This window comes from Granulicella paludicola (genome assembly GCF_025685545.1).
Taxonomy (GTDB): Bacteria; Acidobacteriota; Terriglobia; order Terriglobales; family Acidobacteriaceae; genus Granulicella; species Granulicella paludicola.
On sequence record NZ_JAGSYC010000026.1, the window covers coordinates 599,676 to 616,060 of the forward strand.

Below are 16,385 nucleotides of genomic sequence, written 5' to 3' on the forward strand. Positions count from 1 at the left end.
GATGGCAGAGAGTGTACAGAACGGGCCTCAACAGACGTCGATTCAACAAACGCTGATTGGGGCGAAACAGGTCGCCCACGATGTGGAGGAGCGGCGGTCTTCGAATGGCGTGCGGTTTGCCACGTATGGTGAGACAGGCATCGCGAACGTGGAGCTGGACCGGATTCTGGAAGCGGTGCCTGCGGGGATCGTTGCAGCGCTACAGGGGAATACGTATTACTTTGTGCCGCTGGCGCTGCGCGCAACTCGCGATGAAACGGCGCCGGCTGCAGAAGAGATGGCACGAGTGGCTGAGCCGGCGATGGTGGCGAGTGTGTGGTCGGATGAGCTATCGGATGCGGCAATCTGCCATCGCAATGTGGAGCTGGCGAGCGGGCACCAGGGTGTATTCATCTCGACGCGGCTGCTGGCGGACAGGTTTGCGCTGAGCTTCGAGTTCTTTATCAACGTGGCCCATGCGTTTGTCGATAAGGCAGGGGTGCCGCAGAGCTTCAGCGAGATGGTGTGGAAGCAGGCGGTGGAGAACGTGAAAGGCGAGACGTCGCTCGATGCCTGGGAGGCGCGGAACCTGGCGTTTGGGCGCGCTGCGAATGCTATGCCGGCAGAGCCACTGGCGCCTGCTCGGCGGACACGGGCCTTTGCGCCGGTGCTGCGTTCGCTCTCGGCCTCGGCTGGCGGGGAGCAGGCGGCGATCGACGAGAAAGAGCGTGGCCATTATGTGACGGCGGCGTTCACGGATGCTGTAGCGATCTATCTGCTTTCGCTGGCGCTGGACTTCAACTACAGCGATCTGCGCGAGAGGGATTATCCGCTGATTGCTCCGGTGGCCCTGGCAGAACGGCTGCGGGCAGTGGCTGAGCTGTTTCCAGCGAACCCGGGGTATGAGTTTGCGGTGAAGTATCGGAAGCGGGCGTAAGCGGATGCGCTGAGAGTTTTGGGTGGTACGAGCAAGAAGCAGGTCCCTCGCTGCGCTCAGGATGACAAAATTTGAGAGCCGGGGTTGCAATTCGATATTTCAGCAAGTGAATCTAGCGCACAGCGTTCATGGCGGCGCGGAAGAGTCGCTCGAAATCGCCTGCAACGGTCGCATCCTTCTGCGCGCTCTCGACGGCCTTCTGCGCTATGGGGCGGGGGTAGCCGAGGTTGACCAGAGCGCTCAGCACATCTTCGGCGACTGCGCCGAGTGAGGGCTTCGCATCTGTCGCTGGGGTGTAGCCAGCCATGTCGTCCAGCTTGTCCTTCAATTCGAGCACGACACGCTCGGCGGTCTTTTTGCCAATGCCCGGGATCTTCGTCAGGGTGGCGTGATCGCCCCCACGGATAGCTCCTACGAGGCGTTCGGCGCTGATACCACTGAGCACGGTGATGGCCAGCTTGGGCCCGATGCCGCTGATGGTGAGAAGCTTTTCGAAGAGGCGTTTTTCAGTAGCCTCGTGGAAGCCGAAGAGCTGAAGGGCGTCTTCGCGGACGTGCGTGTGGACGTGCAGACGCGCTTCGGCGCCTTCGGTGCCCAGTTCGGTGTAGGTGGCGACCGAGATGGCAAGTTCGTAACCGACTCCGTTGCAGTCGAGGACTACAGCGTTCGGGGTCTTTGTAAGGATTTGTCCACGTAGGTGCGCGATCACAGAATGATTCTAACGGTTCACGGAACGTCTACTTGTGGTGGGCCATATAGGTTTCACTGATGACCTGCATCAGGCGATCGGTGAGGGCTTCAGCATCTTTGCCGGTAAGGCCCTCGGTGGAGATCGGCTCGCCGACGATGAGCTTCAGCGGGCGTGGCTGCAGAGCGTAGACGTGGATGGGCAGTAGCTCATAGGTGCCGATCAGAGTGAGCGGAACGAGTGGCACCTGGGCCTTGATGGCGATGTAGGCGGCTCCAGCGAGCATAGGCTGTAGCTGACCGTTGAAGGCTCGACCACCTTCGGGGAAGATGAGCATGGGTAAGCCGGACTGAATGGTCTTTACACCGCGGGCGAGGCTGGCGACGCCGGCACGGGTGGAGCTCTGGTCGATGGGGACCTGGCCGCTGCGCTGCAGATACCAGCCGATGAAGGGGATCTTCCAGAGCGGTGCCTTGGCGAGGATGCGGAACTGGAAGGGTAGCTTGGCGAAGAGCGCAGGGGTGTCGTAGTAGCTGAGGTGGTTGCAGGCGTAGACCGGGTTCGACAGGCCGTCGAGCCTTCCGCCGTGTTCCAGCTTCACCGGGGAGAACGCAATTACGAGCAGAACACGGGCCCAGAGCCTGGCAATGAAGTGCTGCTGGCTGCCGTTCTGGTCCCACAGGCCGCAGATGAGCGAAAGGGTGCCGAAGAATACCGTTGCCGCGGCCAGCAACGGGTAGACGAAGAGGTAGGTGAAGGCTCGCCAGAGGAAAGGGACAGGCGGTCGCGGCGCAGGAGGGATGTGCGCGGCGGTCGGATTCGGGGCGGCCGCGGGGTTCAGACTCGGATCGGCAACAGGCATCCACCCTATGCTATCGCGCCCGGCGCGCTTATTTGCGCCCGAGCTCCTGTTGCAGGTTCTCGAGAGCCTCTTTGGCCCGGAGCAGGGTTTCATCCAGCCAACGAACGATGACCTCGCGGTCCGCCTGACTCATTCCCTGCAAACGCTCCATCATCAGGGGACGGTGCTCTTCCAGCCGGCGAATCTTTCTGCGAAAGGCTGCGATTTGAACAGAAGGTGTCATAGATAAACGTTTATTGAATTGCCAGCCAGACATCTGGAAGGAGGTGCAGGAACCGCAGCGAAACATTCGAGACAAGCCGTCACTCCTGCCAGCGGTACAAGGCAGGGTGGGTGTGCCATCCACCAGTAAATAAAGGCACAGGGAGCGTGCTGTCGCCTAATGTACGCTATCGGACAGTGTTATGGAGGGGTTCTTTGCGTCTGAAACGGGTCTTTGTGCTCGGACTAAATTGTAGGGGCTGACGCGCTGATCCGTCCTGAGGCGACAAATATTGAGGCACGGCGGCCGGGGGTAGCTGCGGGGATCAGCGTAGCGGACTCATCGCTGCGGACTCAGCGTAGCGGACTCAGCGTAGCGGACTCAGCGTAGCAAGGGGAGGAGTTCGGCGACGAGAAAGACGGAGCCGGTGGCGACGATGATACCGTCCTGCGGAGTCAGCTCGGCTGCCAGCTGCAGGGCTTCGGCGAGCGTGGCGGCGGGGCGGGCGGGTACGTCGAGCTTTGTCGCTGAGGCCAGCAGAGCTTCGAGCGGCATGGCCCGGGCATTATTCATGGGGGCGAGGATGACGTGGTCGCGGGCGCGATCTGGATCTCCGGAGCTGGCGTCGAAGAGCGGCAGCAGTACCTGAGCGAGCTCAGTAAGCTGCTTGTCGCGGAGGCAGCTGAAGATAAGGGTGCGGGGCATGGACTCGGGTAGCTGGGCGAGCGCGGCACGCAGCGTCCAGGCACCGGCAGGGTTGTGAGCTACATCGAGCAGCAGCGGGGCGTTCTTGTCGCCGCGGCGGAACAACTCCAGGCGACCGGGCCAGCGAGTGTCGCGGATACCTTTTTCGATGGCGTCATTCGGGATACTGAAGCCGTGGTTGGAGCGTAATTCGATGGCGGCGGCGATGGCCAGTGCGAGGTTGCGCTGTTGATGCTGGCCGAAAAGCGGTGAATCGACGTGGAGGACTTGACCTTCAAGCGAGAGCGGATACGTGTTGCGCTCCAGCAAGGTGCTTTCTGAATGCCTGTTCCCTGCTTCCTGCCTCGGCGGAAGACAGCGGGCGGCGTCGACACCGCGCACGTTGAGTGACATAGCGAGATCGCCTATGGCAGCGTTGGCCTCAGGGTGCTGGCTGAGCGTGACGAGGACGCCATCCTGCCGAAGGATGCCGGCTTTTTCGGTGGCAATCTCGCGCAGTGTGTTGCCGAGGTACTCCATGTGATCCATACCGATATCAGTGATGACGCTGACGAGCGGCTCGACCGAGTTGGTGGCGTCGAGACGGCCACCAAGCCCTACTTCGAGCACGGCAAGCTGCACGCCGGCCTGAGCGAAGAAGCAGAAGGCTACGGCAGTGACGACCTCGAAGTAGCTGGGTGGATGTGGAAGGATGCCCTGCTGGACGAGGGATGTGGCGGCGGCATCGACGCGAGCAAAGCAGGCGCCAAAGGCTGCGTCGGGAATGTCCGAAAGCGTTCCCTGTTCCGAGGTCTTGATGCGCTCGTTGAGGCGTTCGAGGTGAGGCGAGGTGTAAAGGCCAGTCCTGATGCCTGCAGCGTTGATGATGGAGGCAAGCGTGGCGGCGGTCGAGCCCTTGCCGTTGGTGCCTGCGATCAGCACGGAGCCGAACTGCTTCTGCGGGTCGCCGAGCTCGTGCAGCAGCGCCTTGATATGGTCCAACGAAAACTTGCGTGCCACTGTTGCGCCGTTCACCTGCACGGTGCGCATCTCGGGGCCCAGGGCCGCGAGTCGATCCATCGCCTGCTCGTACGTCATCTCTATCTCGTGTCTTGTGTTTGGGAATCCAACTGCTGTGTCTTTGATTAGTCTCGCACTTCGGCGACGCAGATTCTTCCGCCGCGACCGCGGAGGCCGAGGCCATCGGTGCGGTTGGCGAAGTATTGGGCTGTGAGGGCGGTGCTGTCCCAGTCGTTGACGACGCGCATGGCGAACCAGTCGAGCTCTTCGGCGAGCTGCTCGGGGGTGAAGAAGAGCTGGAAGGGCTCGCCGGCCTGAGCGACGCGGGCGCTGAGGGAGTCCAGCATGAGCTGTTCGGTGGGCGGGAGGACGTGGCGGGGCTGAGCGTAATCGAAGACGACCTCGCTGCCTGCGCCGAAGCGGGCGAGCACGCGCATCGTGGCCTGAAAGGCTTCGTTGGTGAGATAGGGGACGACGCCAAGCCAGGCGGTGACGGTCGGCTGGCCGAAGATCACGCCTGCCTCCTGCAGCTTTGCGCGAAGGGAGTCGGTTTCGAAGTCAACGGGGACAAAGGCCGCACCGGGAGATGGCTCGATACCTGCTTTCTGCAGCATCTCCAACTTCCAGGCCTGCGTAGCAGGGAAATCGACTTCAAAGACGCGGAGGCCAGGATAGGGGTTGCGGCAGGCGAAGGTATCGAGGCCTGCGCCCAGGACGACGTACTGCCTGGCTCCACGCTCGGCGAAAGCGGCGGCGAGAGTGTCTTCAGCAAGGCGCGCGCGGGCGACCATGAACGAGCGCAGCGCGGCGGAGAAGGGGCGTTTGATGCTGTCGGGGGTTCGGGCGATCTCTTCGGCGTGGTCGGGGCCGAGGATACGGACGGCTAGAGGATCGTCGAAGACCAGAGGGTAGGCGTCGTGCACCTGATGCGCGGCGCGGCGGAGAGCTACGCGCAGAGCGGTTCGCGATGGAGTCGCCTCAATCACGCTGCTGACCTCCTGTCTTTCAGTTTTTCGTGCGGGTTAGCGTACAAAAGCCTTGCTGACTAGGCCTTCTCGGTCATCCACTTCAACGACTGTGCGAGGTAGGACTTCAGGTCCTTGCGCTCGACGATGGCATCGAGGAAGCCGTGCTCTAAGAGGAATTCGCTGCGCTGGAAGCCCTCGGGGAGCTTCTGGCGGATGGTCTGCTCGATCACGCGGGGACCGGCGAAGCCAATGAGCGCGCCGGGCTCGGCTATGTTCAGGTCGCCAAGCATTGCAAAGCTTGCGGTGACGCCGCCGTAGGTCGGGTCCGTAATCAGCGAAATGTAAGGAATCTTCGCGTCGTCCAGCTTCGCGAGCACCGACGAAACCTTCGCCAACTGCATCAGGCTGGCAATACCTTCCTGCATCCGCGCGCCGCCGCTTGCGGAGACGACAATCAGCGGTCGCCGTGACTCCAGCGCACGGTCCGCGGCGCGGGTGATCGTCTCACCGACGACCGCTCCCATGCTGCCACCGATGAAGCCATACTCCATGACGGAGAGGATGACGTCGAGATCACCCATCCTGCCTACAGCGTTGATGATGGCGTCGTTAAGGCCGGTCTTCTTCTGCGTCTGCGCGAGGCGCGACTTGTAGGGCTTGAGGTCGGTGAACTCGAGCGGGTCGGTCGAGACGAGGTCGAGGTCCACGAGTTCAAAGCCGGGTTCGAGGAGGTTTTCGATGCGTTCGCGGGCGCTGAACTTGAAGTGGTGGCCGCAGTTGGGGCAGACCTGCAGGTTCGCGTCGATGTCGGCCTTCCAGATGGTCTTGCGGCAGCCGGGACATTTCACCCAGAGGCCCTCGGTTTTCACCTCATGGTCGTCGTTGGGCTGAATCTCGTTATCGTCGCGTTTGAACCAGGTCATTGCCGAAAGCTCTCCTGTCCCGCAGCGCCGAAGTTCGGTCTGCGAGGACCTCCGTCATTGTATCGAATACCGGCGGGGCATTCAGGCGGGATGGATAGGGCCGCCCCCGGTGGTGCGTGGCTCTTGGTAGGTGAGATCGGCGTGGTGAGGGCTGGGATGGTTGACTTTGGAGGCGCGGCCTTCGGTCCTCATGCGGCGGTCGGCCTCGCTCCAGCTAGGCAACGCCTCTTCTTCCTGCGTCCAGTGGGCGACGGAGGCCTCGTCGCACCAGTGCATCAGGTGCGACATGGCCTGCTTGTGCGAGCCAGTCGTCATGTAGCTGCGCATGGCCTCCTGCGAGTCCCAGCCGGTGAGCGTCCAGAAGGTGAGGCTGCGGTCCGGCAGTAATGCGCCGATGCGGAAGCCTGGAGCTCGCTTCACCTGGCTGATGGAGCGCAGGGTATGAATGCCGAAGAGAGGCATGAAGCGGAGGGAACGGATTCTCAAGCGCGTAAGACTGACGAACATAGAAGCCTCGATGGAGAGATTCTAGTGCGAGTTTCATACGCCTTGAAGAGTTTTGCTGGTATCGGCAAACAGCAGGTCCTTCGCTGCGCTCAGGATGACAATTTCGGCGATTAGTTATTCATGAAACTCGCTCCAGGGTGCGGCTTGATTCATCAGGTTGGTCAGACTGCCCCTCTGTATGAGCCAATACTTTCTGCGACTGGCTTTGTTGACACCCGCAAACCACGCTGTACTCTTGTTTTGCAAAGAACAATACAGAAGTGAATCGGGCCCCTTCAGAAATTAGCCTTTGGAGAGCAGCCATGCAGATTCTTGTCCCTTCGCCGACCGTCGCGTGGACCCCCGACGCCACGGTGCCTTCCATCCCTCTTTCGACCGATGCCAGCGGGCCGCACACCTGGACGTGGAAGCTGACGTGGGCCACCTTTTCGGCAAACGGGACAGCGCAGACCGATGACAACAACTGGGACGCAGCGGAGGCAGCCTGCCAGGGCGGCGGTACGCTGGCCGTGACTGCGGCCGCCGGAGGGGACAGCGCTTCCGCCAGCCTCAGCATTACGGGAACGAATCCGCAGCCGGCGCAGTTGCAGGCTTATCTGATGACGTTGCCGAATGTGACGCCAGCGATTGCCGGTGTGCTGGCGAAGATCTTCGCTGCGGAGTCAGGGGCAGCCAACTTTCATAGCAACGGCCAGCCGATTGTCTCGTTCGACAAGGGCTATGGGCTCTGCCAACTTACGACGCCGGTGCCGAACTTTCTGCAGGTGTGGAACTGGCAGCAGAATGTTCTGGGCGGGCTGGCGCTGTTCCAGGCCAAGCTCAATGCTGCAGCGGTGTACCTTGGACAGGGCGGACGCAGCTATACGCCTGACCAGCAGTTGCGCGATGCGGTGTGTCAGTGGAACGGCGGGCATTACTATGTGCTGGTGAACGATGCCTGGGTGCGCGATCCGAAGGTGGTTTGTGATCCGCAGGCAGGTAATATCGGTTGGGATATGACAGACCCGCGTAATACGGGGCAGACCGTCGCTGCGCTGCACGCTCGGGACGCGGCGTCGTATCGGAACCCGCCGTCACCCACGATCAAGCCGCGCCCTGTGCCGTGGAGGTATTTTGGTATCTGCTATGCGGACCATCTGCTGGGTGAATAGATTTGTTGCTGTCGTGCTGGGAGTGGCTACCCTTACTGTGCCAACGGCACTGAGAGCTCAGCAGCGCCTCGCTATCGCCCCAGGTCGCAGCCTTCGCTGTCCGTCCCGCTCGGAGCACTGTGTTCTGCGCGATAAGGGGCGGCTGCGGGTGGTGACGCTGGCTCGCGATGCAGCGGTGCTGCCGCACGATACAGCCACGTTGAAGCTGGTGGTGGCTCTGCCTGCGGCGGCGATTTTGATTGACTCGTACTCGTCCGCGCCGGGGGGTGCGATGGAGTGCCAGGCGGGGACGGAGAGCTTTTTACGGGTGCTGTCGTTCGCGCGGACAGGGCCGGTGGTTACGTATTCTGTGAAGCTGGAGAGCTGCGTACAGAATGTCGAACTCGCGCTGGATGGGGTGAAGTGGGATGCGAGTGTGCATCAACTTGGGATTCACTGGCTGGCTACGCCTGCAGGGCAGAAATCGCCGGATGTAACGCTTACGCTGGATGATGCCGGACACGTGCGGTAGCGGAATGCACTATCCTTATGGACGTGAGTACACAGATTAAAGTCCAGCTCCCTGACGGCTCCGAGCGCGAAGTTCCACGTGGAACAACGCCGCTCGATATCGCCAATGCTATTTCGCCACGTCTTGCTGCCGCCGTTGTCGTCGCGCGCATCAAGCCGCTGATGCCTGTCGCTGCCAGCGCAGGCGAAGCAGCGCTGGAGGCTTCCGAAGAAGCGATGTATGCGGCGACGCCGTCGAGTGAGGCGCGCATCGTCGACCTGACCCAGCCACTGACCGAGGATGTGTCGCTTGAGCTGCTGAAGGAGAATGATCCGGCGGCGCTGCGCGTGGTGCGCCACTCGGCTGCGCATGTGATGGCTACGGCGATCCTGGAGCTGTTCCCTGAGACGAAGCTCGGCCACGGCCCGGCTACGGACAACGGCTTCTTCTATGACGTGTATCGCGAGGTGCCGTTCACCGAGGCTGACCTCGCTGCGATTGAAGCGCGCATGGCGGAGGTGGTTGCGCGCGATGAGAAGTTCGTGCGCGTGGAAGAGTCTCGCGAGAAGGGCCTTACGGATTACTCAGCTCAGGGCGAGTTCATGAAGGTCCACTTCATCGAGCGGTTCACGAAGCTTGGCGATGAGATTTCGCTGTATAAGAACGGCGGGTTCACAGACTTCTGCCGCGGGCCGCATGTGCCATCGACGGCGCGGGTGAAGGCGTTCAAGATCATGTCGATCGCGGGTGCATACTGGCTCGGCGATGAGAAGAACCAGCAGCTGCAGCGCATCTATGGCACGGCGTTCTTCAACCCCAAGGACCTTGAAGCGCACTTCAAACATCTGGAAGAGATCAAGGCGCGCGACCATCGCGTGCTGGGCAAGCAGCTCGATCTGTTCAGCATTCAGGAGGTTGCGGGTGCGGGGTTGATCTTCTGGCATCCGAAGGGCGGCCTGATCCGCAAGACGATGGAAGACTGGATGCGCGACGAGTGCATTCGCCGCGGGTATCACCTGGTCTATACACCGCACATCATGCGTCGCGAGCTTTGGAAGATCTCGGGACATGAGGGCTACTACTCGGAGAACATGTACCCGGCGATGACGCTGGACGATGCCGAGTACCGGCTGAAGCCGATGAACTGCCCCGGCCATATTCTGATCTACAAGTCGTCGCCGCGCAGCTATCGCGACCTGCCGCAGCGTTATGCGGAGCTGGGCAATGTGTATCGCTATGAGCGCAGCGGCACGATGCATGGACTGCTGCGCGTGCGTGGCTTTACGCAGGACGATGCGCACATCTTCTGCACTCCCTCGCAGATCGAAGACGAGGTCGTGGCGTGCATCGAGTTTGCAGAGAGCGTGCTGCACACCTTTGGCTTCCAGTCGTTCAAGGTGGAGCTGTCGACGTGGGACCCGTCGAAGCCGGCGGATTACACGGGCTCGCCAGAGAACTGGGTGACGGCGGTGAACTCGCTGAAGACCGCGCTGAACCGCAAGAATATTCCTTTCACCGAAATCCCCGGCGAGGCTGCGTTCTACGGGCCGAAGATCGATGTAAAGCTGGTCGATGTGCTGGGGCGTTTGTGGCAGTTGAGCACGGTGCAGTTCGACTTCAACCTGCCTGCTCGATTTGAGTTGGAGTACATTGGCGAGGACGGTGCCCCGCACCAGCCGGTGATGGTACATCGCGCACTGTTCGGTTCGGTGGAGCGGTTCTTCGGCGTGCTGATCGAGCACTATGCGGGCGCGTTCCCGCTGTGGCTGGCGCCGGTGCAGGTGGGCTTGGTGCCCATCAGTGAAAAGCATCTGGAGTATGCAACGGGTGTGAAGGCGAGGCTGGAGGCGGCAGGGCTGCGCGTGGAGCTCGACCAGAGCAACCAGAAGATGAATGCAAAGATCCGCGACTTCGGGTTGCAGAAGCTGCCGTTTATCTTGATTCTCGGCGACAAGGAAGCGGCGACGGACAGTGTGAGCGTCCGGGTGCGCGCGAAGGGCGATGAAGGCTCGGTGACGGTGGAGACGTTTATCGAGCGCGCGAAGAAGCTCAGCGCGGAACATGCGATGGAGCTGTAGTGCAGACCATACAACTTGAGACAAAGATCGCAGCGCCTCCAGAGCGCTGCTTTCTTTTGTCCCTCAATATTGATCTCCATAAAGAGAGCACATCGCAGACAAGTGAGCGGGCGATCGCCGGTGTCACGAGCGGCCTTATTGGAGCCAACGAAACGGTGACATGGTGCGGTCGACACCTCGGTCTTATGCTTACGCACGAAACGTTGATCTCGGTGTATGAACGACCGCATCATTTTCAAGACATTATGCTGCGCGGGATGTTCAAGTGCTTCGCGCATGACCACTACTTCGAGGCGACAGACGGCGGCACTTTGATGCGCGATGTACTGCGCTTTGCCGCGCCACTTGGCCCTTTAGGCTGGCTAGCGGAAACGCTTGTACTGAGGCGCTATCTCACTGGATTTCTTATGGAGCGCAACACTCTCATCAAGCAGGTCGCCGAAGACTCATCTCACCTCTGGGTACGGTACACCGAACCTTCCTACTCCGCGCATCCAAGCATGGATGAGTAAACTCGCTGTTCCCGTCACCGAAAAAGACCACATCGCAGGCTCTGCTACCGCACTCGTCACCCTTGTCGAGTATGGCGATTATCAATGTCCCTCGTGTGGGGATGTCTTCCCTCTCGTGCAGAAGCTGCAGAAGCACTTTGGCGACAAGCTGCGGTTTGTGTTCCGCAACTTCCCTCTACCGATGCATCCGTATGCGGAGCATGCTGCTGAGGCTGCTGAATTTGCTGCAGCGCATGACAAGTTCTGGCCGATGCACGACCTTCTTTACAGGCACCAGGCGAACCTGTCGGATGAACATCTGCTCAAGCTCGTCGCGCAGCTTGGGCTGCCCAGCTATGAGCTGACAAAGTCGCTTGCTGCGGGCACGTACAAACCCCGTGTGCAGGCTGATCTTGAGAGCGGCGAGAGATCAGGGGTGACCGGCACGCCGATGTTTTACATCAACGGCAAGCTGTATGAAGAGGACTACGACTTCAATACGCTGGTTGAGGCGATCACGGCGGCGGGCAACGACTAAGACTTACGGATAGCGGGAGCAGGGTATGAGCCCGCTCCCGCCGTTGTTACTTGCCCAATGGCGTGACCGTTACCGTACGTCCGGTCTGAGCACTGCGTTTGGCGGCGTCGAGGATCTGCATCACGACCATGTTGGTGTCGAGGGCGGTGAGGTCGCCTTCGGGTTTCACCTGGCCGCGCATGACGCCAACAAGGTAGCCCAGGGCAGTGGCTTCGTCCGCGGGTAGTTCGGGCGCGGTGGTGGAGCTTTCCTTGCCGTCGACGGTGAGCCAGTTAATGCCTGTGGACTTAACTGTAATGGCCTGCTCCTTGGTGCCATAGACCTCGAGGTTTTTCACGCCAGTCGTCCAGTTCCAGGAAGGCAGAAGGATGGCCTGTGCCCCCTTGTATTTCAGGATGATGGTGGCATCGTCGTCGACGCGAGGATACTTGTCGGGTTGATCGGTCTGCGCAATGGCCGTAACGCTTTCAGGGACCTGGCCGTGCATCATGACGGTCATCAGGTCGGCGCCGTAGCAGCCGAAGTCGAACATGGCGCCGGCACCGTTGCCTTCAGGAGTGATAAGCCACTTCATGAACTCGGGCGTGACGCCTATGTCCTTGGGACCCTGGTGACCGTCGCGGACGATGACCTTGCGGACGGTGCCGAGCTTGCCTGCGGCGACATCCTGCAGCACCTCCGAGTTGCTGGCGTACCAGGTGGTTTCGTAGTTCACCAACAGTTGCGTGTGGTTCTTATGAGCGGCGGCGCGCATGGCGATGGCGTCGGCGAGCGTGGTGGCGAGAGGCTTTTCGACCATGGCGCTGACGCCGTGAGCAGCGGCCTGCTCCACGACGGCGCGGTGGCGCGCAATGGAGGTGTAGACCAGGACGGCGTCGGGCTTGCCCTTGGCAAACATCTCGTCCATGGTGTCGACGAAGAGCGCGGGATCGAGGTGATAGCGTTTGGCGTACCTGCCGCGCAGTTCCTTATCGGCCTCGACGACGGCGATCAGCTTTACATCGGGATGAGTGGCGATGGCGTCGAAGACGCCATAGGCATGACCATGCTCCAGGCCTACCACTGCTACCGTTACGGGCTTTTGTGCCCACGCCAGGGCAGTGCCCAACACCATACACAGGCCCGCAAGCCGCATCACGCTTAAGATCATCCGTCGCATCAAAGTCTCCTTCATCTTCATTCACTACGCCAATCAACAACCGTCGCTGACGTGTCATCGTATACAGAGAATGAGCACGCCGTACACCGTTCGCGAGTCCGCCACCGTCAACGCTCCACTAGAGCGCGTCTTCTATCTTTCCACGCGAGTCGATCTGGTTCGCGAGACTTTGGGGATGGATCTTGTTGCCGATCCCGCCCCCGGGTATATCTCCTCCGGTCACATCGTTGCGAACAGCCGTGTGCACTGGCATGGCTGGAAGTTCGGCTTGCCAACGCATCATCACACCTTGATCACGGGCTACCAGGCACCCTTTAAAGATATGGACGGCTCGACGAGCGCCTGGTTTCAGGACTCGCAGGCGAAGGGCCGCTTCGCGACCTTCCGCCATGATCATCACTTCAAGCAATCGGCCGATCCGCTTACGCAACGTCCCATCACTCACCTTTTCGATGAAGTGAACTTCACGTTGCCTTTTGGTCCCCTGGGGCAGCTTGCCACCAGACTTCTGCTTGCGCCACACGTCCGAAAGCTCTGCCGTCAGCGGTTTGCTCGTCTGAAGCAACTTGCCGAATCGGACGGTTGGCGCGAGTTTGTTGACCCGGCGTTACTCTAACCCTTGAGCTTCTTCTTACTCTTCTTGCCGTCTTCGAGTTGTGGAGCACTGGATTCGGTAACGTGCGAGATTGCCTCGGCTGCGCGGACCAGCTCTAACGCTTTACGATAGGCACCCTTCGTGTAGGCCGACTCGGCGGCAGCCAGGGTTTTTTCGTAGATCGCGGTAAGTTCCTTGCCGGGCTTCTCGTCATGCTCGTCCCAATGATCGGCAGCTTTTTCAAGCAGACGCTCGTATTGAGCGACGATGGCATCCTGTAGAGCGTCGCCTACGGTTTCAGCCGTGTTGGCCGCGAGAGCGCCAAAGGCGAGATGCTCACAACCACGCAGCAGATCGGCAGAACTCTTCGTATCGCCGGAGAGAAGGCTTACGCGGGCCATCTCCGAAAGTGTATGCACCTCCGCCAGCACCTGCTTCGGCAGGCCGGGTTCGAGCGCGTCGAGGCGACCAAGGTGCTCGTAGGCACGACGGAGGTCCTTCTCCACGTCATGATGATCGTGCTTGTGACCCGCCTTTTTCGCTGCTTTCTTCGCTGCCTTCTTTGCCGCGTGCTTAATGCCCTTTTTCGGTGCCATGCGCTCTCCTCTTTCGTAGAACTTCAACCCAGTCTGATGCCAAAATGCTACTCCTCGCCCGCCTGCATCTCACTACACCGAGGTGAATCATGAAGGCAGTCGTTCTGCATGAGTACGGAAGCACTGGAAAGCTGAAGTACGAAGACTTTCCTGACCCGAAACCGGGGCCAGGGGAGGTGCTTGTCGAAGTGATGGCGATCAGCATCAACCCGATTGATTGGAAGATGCGATCTGGCGAGGCTAAGGAACGTTTCCCGCTGACGCTGCCTGCGATCCTGGGACGTGACCTGGCTGGATCCATCAAGGAACTGGGCGAAGGTGTGAAGGATTTCAAGGTTGGCGAGGCGGTGTTTGCACTGGCCTGGGCCACCTATGCCCAACTTTGTATCGTGAAGGCTTCCGACCTAGCGCGAATCCCGGCTCCGAAGGGAGACCACGTGCTTGGAATGACGACAGCGGCGACGCTCCCGCTGGTTGCGGTTACAGGCGATCAGCTGATTCATATTGGGGCGCGCGCGGAAAAGGGACAAACGATTCTGCTGACGGGCGCGCTGGGCAGCGTCGGACGTGTGGCACTGTACTGCGCGCTTGAGATGGGTGTGAAGGTCATCGCGGGCGTGCGCAAGAAGCAGATCGACGAGGCGCTAAAGCTGGGAGCGACCGCAGCGATCGATCTTGGGGATGAAGATGTGCTGGCGAGCCTGGGCTTTGTCGATGCGGTGGGCGACACCATCGGTGGAGCACTGGGCAATACGCTGCTTGCGAAGGTAAAGCCGGGTGGAAACTTTGGCTCGGTCGTTGGGCCGCCGAAAGATGCAGCGCTGCACCCCCTGGTGCAGGTGAATGCATTTATGGCGCATCCCGATGCAGCCACGATTACGCACTATGGCGAGGCTGTTCGTGATGGCAAGCTGGTGATTCCGGTGGACAGGATCATTCCTTTGAGGGATGCCGGTGAAGGACAGGCAGCGGCTGAAAAGGGCGGTATCGGCAAGGTCGTGCTGACGACGTAGATCAGGGCTGGCAGTCGACGGAAGCCAGTACACGTTAGAAACCACGAAGGCCGCCATTGCTGGCGGCCTTCGTTGGTTCTAATGCCCTGATGTTAGCCGAGCGTCTCCATGAGTTTGTTGACGGTGCGGTTCAGGTCCTTGTCGTTGCGGCGCTGTTCATCGATCTTGCTGATCGAGTGCATCACCGTGGTGTGGTGCTTACCGCCGAACTGGCGGCCGATCTCAGGCAGGCTCGCTTCCGTGAGCTGCTTGGCCAGGTACATGGCGATCTGGCGCGGCACCACGATCTGGCGGGAGTTGTTCTTTTGCTTCAGCTCGGCCACGCGCATACCGAACTGCTCGGCTACGGCACGCTGGATGGCTTCGATGGTGATCTTGCGGACCTGCGTGTCGATGAACTGCTTCAGGCACTGCTGCGCCGTGGGCAGCGTGATTTCCACGCCGTGCAGCGAGCACCAGGCGATGAGGCGGACGAGAGCGCCTTCGAGCTCTCGGACGTTCGTACGCACGTTGCCGGCGATGAAGAGGGCGACGTCGGTGGGCAGGGTGGTCTGCTCCATCTCTGCCTTCTTCTGCAGGATGGCTACCTTGGTTTCAAGATCGGGCGGCTGTACGTCGACGACCAGGCCCCACTCAAAGCGGGAGCGGAGGCGGTCTTCGAAGTCGGCTAGCTCTTTGGGCGGGCGATCGCTGGCTACGACGATCTGCTTGTTGGTCTCGTGCAGCGCGTTGAAGGTATGGAAGAACTCCTCCTGCGTGCGTTCTTTGCCTGCGAGGAACTGGATATCGTCGATCAGCAGGACATCGACCGTGCGATAGCGATCGCGGAAGCCGGTCATCTTGTCGTAACGAACGGAGTTGATCATCTCGTTCGTGAACTTCTCGCCGGAGACGTAGCTGACCGCAGCGAGCGGGTTGCGCGCCTTCACCATGTGACCGATGGCCTGCATGAGATGGGTCTTGCCTAGGCCTACGCCGCCGTAGAGAAAGAGCGGGTTGTAGGCCTTGGAGGGGCGCTCGGCGACGGCCTGCGCGGCGGCTGAGGCGAACTGATTTCCAGCTCCGACGACGAAGCTATCGAACTGATAACGCGGGTTTAGCTGCGCTGCGGAGTTCCAGTCGAAGCGCGACTGCTCCGGGCCGCCGGGAGTGTAGTTGCGGCGGGGGGCATTCTGGCTATGGCTGGACTGAGGGGCAAAGCCGCCGTCTTCGCGGAGGCGGGGCATCGCCTCTGGCGGCGGTACGTCGAAGGTGACCTGTTCGAGCTCGAGACCAAGATTATCCATGGCCTCCGCGATGTGATCACCGTACATCTCTCCGATGTGGGAGAACTCTTCGGTCGGAATGCGCACGTGCAGTGTCTTGCCATCCACATGGCTGAATCGGGTAGGCTTCAACCAAGTCTCATAGCTCTGGCGATTGATCTTCTTTTCGAGCGCGCCCAGAATCCGGACCCACGGGTTCAAAACAGTAGCTGGCACGGGGACAAATGACATGCTTCGAT

General features: G+C 60.6%; 18 protein-coding genes. 8 read left to right on the plus strand and 10 right to left on the minus strand.

All coding sequences use genetic code 11. From position 1 onward, the window contains the following. Nucleotide 1 precedes the first annotated feature (1 nt). Nucleotides 2-916 (plus strand): hypothetical protein, encoded by a 915-nt coding sequence (locus OHL14_RS18080; RefSeq protein WP_263380784.1) that lies wholly within the window; start codon nt 2-4, stop codon nt 914-916. Nucleotides 917-1,028: 112 nt separating this feature from the next. On the opposite strand, the gene ruvA is transcribed toward OHL14_RS18080, so the two are convergent. The 7 genes from ruvA to OHL14_RS18115 form a co-directional block, all read right to left on the minus strand. Beyond that, complete coding sequence (ruvA, locus tag OHL14_RS18085) at nt 1,029-1,625, minus strand: Holliday junction branch migration protein RuvA (RefSeq protein WP_263380785.1); 597 nt, start codon at nt 1,623-1,625, stop codon at nt 1,029-1,031. A gap of 28 nt (nt 1,626-1,653) precedes the next feature. Beyond that, nucleotides 1,654-2,466, minus strand: a complete 813-nt coding sequence (locus OHL14_RS18090; protein ID WP_263380786.1) for a lysophospholipid acyltransferase family protein — start codon at nt 2,464-2,466, stop codon at nt 1,654-1,656. Nucleotides 2,467-2,494: 28 nt separating this feature from the next. Further along, nucleotides 2,495-2,764: a hypothetical protein gene (locus OHL14_RS18095; RefSeq protein WP_263380787.1), complete on the minus strand. Its 270-nt coding sequence runs from the start codon at nt 2,762-2,764 to the stop codon at nt 2,495-2,497. Between the two features lie 285 nt (nt 2,765-3,049). Beyond that, nucleotides 3,050-4,450: a bifunctional folylpolyglutamate synthase/dihydrofolate synthase gene (locus OHL14_RS18100; RefSeq protein WP_263380788.1), complete on the minus strand. Its 1,401-nt coding sequence runs from the start codon at nt 4,448-4,450 to the stop codon at nt 3,050-3,052. Nucleotides 4,451-4,497: 47 nt separating this feature from the next. Continuing rightward, nucleotides 4,498-5,358 (minus strand): class I SAM-dependent methyltransferase, encoded by an 861-nt coding sequence (locus OHL14_RS18105; protein WP_263380789.1) that lies wholly within the window; start codon nt 5,356-5,358, stop codon nt 4,498-4,500. Nucleotides 5,359-5,417: 59 nt separating this feature from the next. Next, nucleotides 5,418-6,263: an acetyl-CoA carboxylase, carboxyltransferase subunit beta gene (gene accD / locus OHL14_RS18110; RefSeq protein ID WP_263380790.1), complete on the minus strand. Its 846-nt coding sequence runs from the start codon at nt 6,261-6,263 to the stop codon at nt 5,418-5,420. A gap of 81 nt (nt 6,264-6,344) precedes the next feature. Next, a complete protein-coding gene (locus OHL14_RS18115; protein WP_263380791.1) occupies nt 6,345-6,725 on the minus strand; it encodes a DUF3291 domain-containing protein in 381 nt (126 codons plus the stop codon). Between the two features lie 347 nt (nt 6,726-7,072). On the opposite strand from OHL14_RS18115, the gene OHL14_RS18120 reads away from it, so the two are divergent. From OHL14_RS18120 to OHL14_RS18140, 5 genes are read left to right on the plus strand one after another with little or no spacing between them, the layout of a single operon-like run. Continuing rightward, the gene (locus tag OHL14_RS18120) at nt 7,073-7,921 is read left to right on the plus strand and encodes a hypothetical protein (RefSeq protein WP_263380792.1); all 849 of its coding nucleotides are present in this window, start codon (nt 7,073-7,075) and stop codon (nt 7,919-7,921) included. Further along, a complete protein-coding gene (locus tag OHL14_RS18125) occupies nt 7,914-8,432 on the plus strand; it encodes a hypothetical protein (RefSeq protein ID WP_263380793.1) in 519 nt (172 codons plus the stop codon). The genes OHL14_RS18120 and OHL14_RS18125 overlap by 8 nt, the downstream gene beginning before the upstream one ends. Before the next feature lie 17 nt (nt 8,433-8,449). Continuing rightward, nucleotides 8,450-10,489, plus strand: coding sequence for a threonine--tRNA ligase (gene thrS, locus OHL14_RS18130; RefSeq protein ID WP_263380794.1), 2,040 nt, complete (start codon nt 8,450-8,452; stop codon nt 10,487-10,489). Continuing rightward, nucleotides 10,489-11,001, plus strand: a complete 513-nt coding sequence (locus tag OHL14_RS18135) for an SRPBCC family protein (protein ID WP_263380795.1) — start codon at nt 10,489-10,491, stop codon at nt 10,999-11,001. Before thrS ends, OHL14_RS18135 begins: the two co-directional genes overlap by 1 nt. Then, nucleotides 10,994-11,518: a DsbA family protein gene (locus OHL14_RS18140; protein WP_263380796.1), complete on the plus strand. Its 525-nt coding sequence runs from the start codon at nt 10,994-10,996 to the stop codon at nt 11,516-11,518. Before OHL14_RS18135 ends, OHL14_RS18140 begins: the two co-directional genes overlap by 8 nt. A 46-nt stretch (nt 11,519-11,564) precedes the next feature. Here the strand turns inward: OHL14_RS18140 and OHL14_RS18145 are convergent, their stop codons facing one another. Next, nucleotides 11,565-12,677: a Gfo/Idh/MocA family protein gene (locus OHL14_RS18145; protein ID WP_263380797.1), complete on the minus strand. Its 1,113-nt coding sequence runs from the start codon at nt 12,675-12,677 to the stop codon at nt 11,565-11,567. A 70-nt stretch (nt 12,678-12,747) separates the two neighbouring features. Here OHL14_RS18145 and OHL14_RS18150 point away from each other — a divergent pair, with 70 nt between their 5' ends. Beyond that, a complete protein-coding gene (locus OHL14_RS18150; protein WP_263380798.1) occupies nt 12,748-13,293 on the plus strand; it encodes an SRPBCC family protein in 546 nt (181 codons plus the stop codon). Here the strand turns inward: OHL14_RS18150 and OHL14_RS18155 are convergent. Further along, nucleotides 13,290-13,868: a hypothetical protein gene (locus tag OHL14_RS18155; RefSeq protein WP_263380799.1), complete on the minus strand. Its 579-nt coding sequence runs from the start codon at nt 13,866-13,868 to the stop codon at nt 13,290-13,292. The genes OHL14_RS18150 and OHL14_RS18155 overlap by 4 nt on opposite strands. A gap of 89 nt (nt 13,869-13,957) precedes the next feature. Here OHL14_RS18155 and OHL14_RS18160 point away from each other — a divergent pair, with 89 nt between their 5' ends. Next, nucleotides 13,958-14,881, plus strand: coding sequence for an NADP-dependent oxidoreductase (locus OHL14_RS18160; RefSeq protein ID WP_263380800.1), 924 nt, complete (start codon nt 13,958-13,960; stop codon nt 14,879-14,881). Between the two features lie 92 nt (nt 14,882-14,973). On the opposite strand, the gene dnaA is transcribed toward OHL14_RS18160, so the two are convergent. Then, nucleotides 14,974-16,377, minus strand: a complete 1,404-nt coding sequence (dnaA, locus tag OHL14_RS18165) for a chromosomal replication initiator protein DnaA (protein WP_263380801.1) — start codon at nt 16,375-16,377, stop codon at nt 14,974-14,976. Nucleotides 16,378-16,385 lie beyond the last annotated feature (8 nt).

Coding starts and splice junctions, on each gene's coding strand:
- OHL14_RS18080 (WP_263380784.1), top strand. CDS start 2: ATGGCAGAGAGTGTACAGAACGGGCCTCAACAGACGTCGATTCAACAA.
- OHL14_RS18090 (WP_263380786.1), bottom strand. CDS start 2,466: ATGCCTGTTGCCGATCCGAGTCTGAACCCCGCGGCCGCCCCGAATCCG.
- OHL14_RS18100 (WP_263380788.1), bottom strand. CDS start 4,450: ATGACGTACGAGCAGGCGATGGATCGACTCGCGGCCCTGGGCCCCGAG.
- accD (WP_263380790.1), bottom strand. CDS start 6,263: ATGACCTGGTTCAAACGCGACGATAACGAGATTCAGCCCAACGACGAC.
- OHL14_RS18115 (WP_263380791.1), bottom strand. CDS start 6,725: ATGCCTCTCTTCGGCATTCATACCCTGCGCTCCATCAGCCAGGTGAAG.
- OHL14_RS18120 (WP_263380792.1), top strand. CDS start 7,073: ATGCAGATTCTTGTCCCTTCGCCGACCGTCGCGTGGACCCCCGACGCC.
- thrS (WP_263380794.1), top strand. CDS start 8,450: ATGGACGTGAGTACACAGATTAAAGTCCAGCTCCCTGACGGCTCCGAG.
- OHL14_RS18140 (WP_263380796.1), top strand. CDS start 10,994: ATGAGTAAACTCGCTGTTCCCGTCACCGAAAAAGACCACATCGCAGGC.
- OHL14_RS18145 (WP_263380797.1), bottom strand. CDS start 12,677: ATGCGACGGATGATCTTAAGCGTGATGCGGCTTGCGGGCCTGTGTATG.
- OHL14_RS18150 (WP_263380798.1), top strand. CDS start 12,748: ATGAGCACGCCGTACACCGTTCGCGAGTCCGCCACCGTCAACGCTCCA.
- OHL14_RS18155 (WP_263380799.1), bottom strand. CDS start 13,868: ATGGCACCGAAAAAGGGCATTAAGCACGCGGCAAAGAAGGCAGCGAAG.
- OHL14_RS18160 (WP_263380800.1), top strand. CDS start 13,958: ATGAAGGCAGTCGTTCTGCATGAGTACGGAAGCACTGGAAAGCTGAAG.
- dnaA (WP_263380801.1), bottom strand. CDS start 16,377: ATGTCATTTGTCCCCGTGCCAGCTACTGTTTTGAACCCGTGGGTCCGG.